At 37.1% G+C, this 2,392-nt stretch carries 3 protein-coding genes; 1 reads left to right on the forward strand and 2 read right to left on the reverse strand.

Translation table 11 applies throughout. From position 1 onward, the window contains the following. Nucleotides 1-833 (forward strand): 3-deoxy-D-manno-octulosonic acid transferase (locus BTHERMOSOX_RS10415; RefSeq protein WP_138121081.1); only part of this gene is annotated, 833 nt, incomplete at its 5' end. Here the strand turns inward: BTHERMOSOX_RS10415 and BTHERMOSOX_RS10420 are convergent. Continuing rightward, nucleotides 826-1,251 carry an ion channel gene (locus BTHERMOSOX_RS10420; RefSeq protein WP_138121082.1) on the reverse strand — a complete coding sequence of 142 codons (426 nt, stop codon included), beginning with the start codon at nucleotides 1,249-1,251 and terminating at the stop codon, nucleotides 826-828. The genes BTHERMOSOX_RS10415 and BTHERMOSOX_RS10420 overlap by 8 nt on opposite strands. Nucleotides 1,252-1,599: 348 nt before the next feature. Further along, nucleotides 1,600-2,392: phosphomethylpyrimidine synthase ThiC (locus BTHERMOSOX_RS10425; RefSeq protein WP_171004747.1), on the reverse strand; the 793-nt coding region annotated here is incomplete at its 5' end.

Raw genomic sequence — 2,392 nt, forward strand, 5'->3', positions numbered from 1 at the left:
TTAAGAAAAATAACATTCCTAGTATTTTAATCAACGCCAGAATGTCTGAACCATCACTAGGGAAATATCAAAAATTTGCATCTACTCTGGTGAGTGAAACGCTAAATAATTTAAGTTTAATTGCCACGCAAAATCAAAACTCAGCAGATCGTTTTATCAATCTTGGTATGGCGAAAGATAAGGTTGTTAACGCGGGAAATATTAAATTTGATCAAAATCCTCAAGCAGAACAGCTAACCACAAAAGCCATTAAAAAAATTATTGGCAATCGAATGGTAATCATTTTTGCCAGCACTCATGAAGGAGAAGAGCAGCAAATTATTAATAGTTTTTTAACTGTTAAAGATAAGATTGACACACTACTGGTTATTGTTCCAAGACATCCTGAACGGTTTAATTCAGTAGAAAAGTTAGTCAATACTGCAGGCTTAACCATTGAGCGCCGATCAAGCGCAAGATCGGCCACCAAGGTTCAAGTACTATTAGGCGACTCCATGGGAGAGATGATGAGCTATTTTGAAGTGAGTGATGTTGTCTTTATGGGTGGTAGTTTAAATGATACTGGCGGGCATAATATGCTTGAGCCAGCCGCCCTTTCCAAGCCTATATTATTTGGCCCAACGGTATTTAATTTTGCTGAAATATCTGCAGATTTACTATCGCAACAAGCAGCTATTCAAGTACAAAATTCGGATGAATTATTTGGAAAAATAATAGAGCTGCTGGATGACAAAAAACAGCTAAAAATACTAGGTAGTAATGCTAAAAACTACTTTGAGTCACAACAAGGTGCGGTTAAAAAACTCTCTAAATTAATTACAAATCTTATTTAGCATCCCAATAACGCTGCATCTCATAGTATAAGAATGAAGCGCTCCAAGTAATTAGCACAAAGCCAACCAACGCCTCCATACCAACTAAAAATCGAATGGCGCCAAATGGCTCAATATCGCCAAAACCCAATGTGGTGAAATTAGTAAATGAGAAGTAAAGACTGTCCATCAGTGATCCGTCAAAATTACCTTGTATCAAACCCCAGGCTTCATTTTGAATCATAAGGAAATATGCCAATGCAAATAGCCATATTTCTACCACATGGGCAATTAATGCAATAAACACCACTAATACAATTTTAAATCGATACTTAACATTAAGATTTGGAAGTAGCGTGGTTGCACGATACAAAAACTCATAATGAATCAACACACTTAAGGCAACGACAATGGTATTAATTAATGCTGCAAGCCACATGATAAATATTCCTTATAATTAAGGTAACGATTGTACGTTAAGAGATCTTTAAAAATTTAGGAAATAATCAAAATGGATTGTTGTAATATCAAAATAAACGAAAAACCACTATGCTACTGCTTTAATATTAGTGAAAAATGCCTACATAGAGGCGTTAAAATCTGGAAAAGGCGTTGTTTTAAAGGATTTTGTTGTATTTCAGACCAAGAATAACTACTGCAATTGCGAAAGCCTTAATCCTTTCAAGCAATACTGCCTGAAGGAATTTAAAAAACTAGAAATTTCGCAGAAGGTGAATTTGCTTTAGCAAAGAGAGGCCGCCCTGGGGTGAAAAATGCAAACGAAAGCTTAAGAATCATTTTTCAAATAGATTTCAGAATCATTCGCTAAAAACTCAGCTGATTTTTGATCCATTTGCAGTTGAATAACTGCATCAATCTTGGCAAGCTCTTCTTCATCCATGGTTTTAATTTCTTGCGTGATTTTCATTGAACAAAACTTAGGGCCACACATTGAACAGAAATGCGAAGTTTTAGCCGCTTGTTTAGGCATAGTTTCATCATGATATTTACGCGCCGTATCCGGATCCAAACCTAAATTAAACTGATCTTCCCATCTGAACTCAAAACGTGCTTTAGATAAAGCATTGTCACGAATCTGTGCACCAGGATGGCCCTTAGCAAGATCGGCTGCATGAGCGGCAATTTTGTAAGCAATAATACCTTCTTTAACATCGTCTTGATTTGGCAAGCCCAAGTGCTCTTTTGGAGTAACGTAACAAAGCATAGCACAACCATACCAACCAATTTGAGCGGCACCAATTGCAGAAGTAATATGATCATAGCCTGGCGCAATATCAGTAGTTAATGGGCCTAGCGTGTAGAACGGCGCTTCACCACATTCTTCTAATTGCTTATCCATATTTTCTTTAATCATCTGCATTGGCACATGACCTGGACCTTCAATAAAGGTTTGAACATCATGCTTCCAAGCGATTTTAGTTAGCTCACCTAAGGTTTCTAGCTCGCCAAATTGCGCCGCATCGTTAGCATCAGCAATACAACCTGGACGCAATCCGTCACCTAATGAGAAGGTAATATCGTATTGCTTCATAATCTTACAAATATCTTCAAAATGCGTA

The sequence above is a fragment of the Bathymodiolus heckerae thiotrophic gill symbiont genome, assembly GCF_900128515.1.
Classification (GTDB): domain Bacteria; phylum Pseudomonadota; class Gammaproteobacteria; order PS1; family Pseudothioglobaceae; genus Thioglobus_A.

Excerpts from the sequence above, each read along its gene's own strand:
- BTHERMOSOX_RS10420 (WP_138121082.1), bottom strand. The coding sequence starts at position 1,251 with ATGTGGCTTGCAGCATTAATTAATACCATTGTCGTTGCCTTAAGTGTG.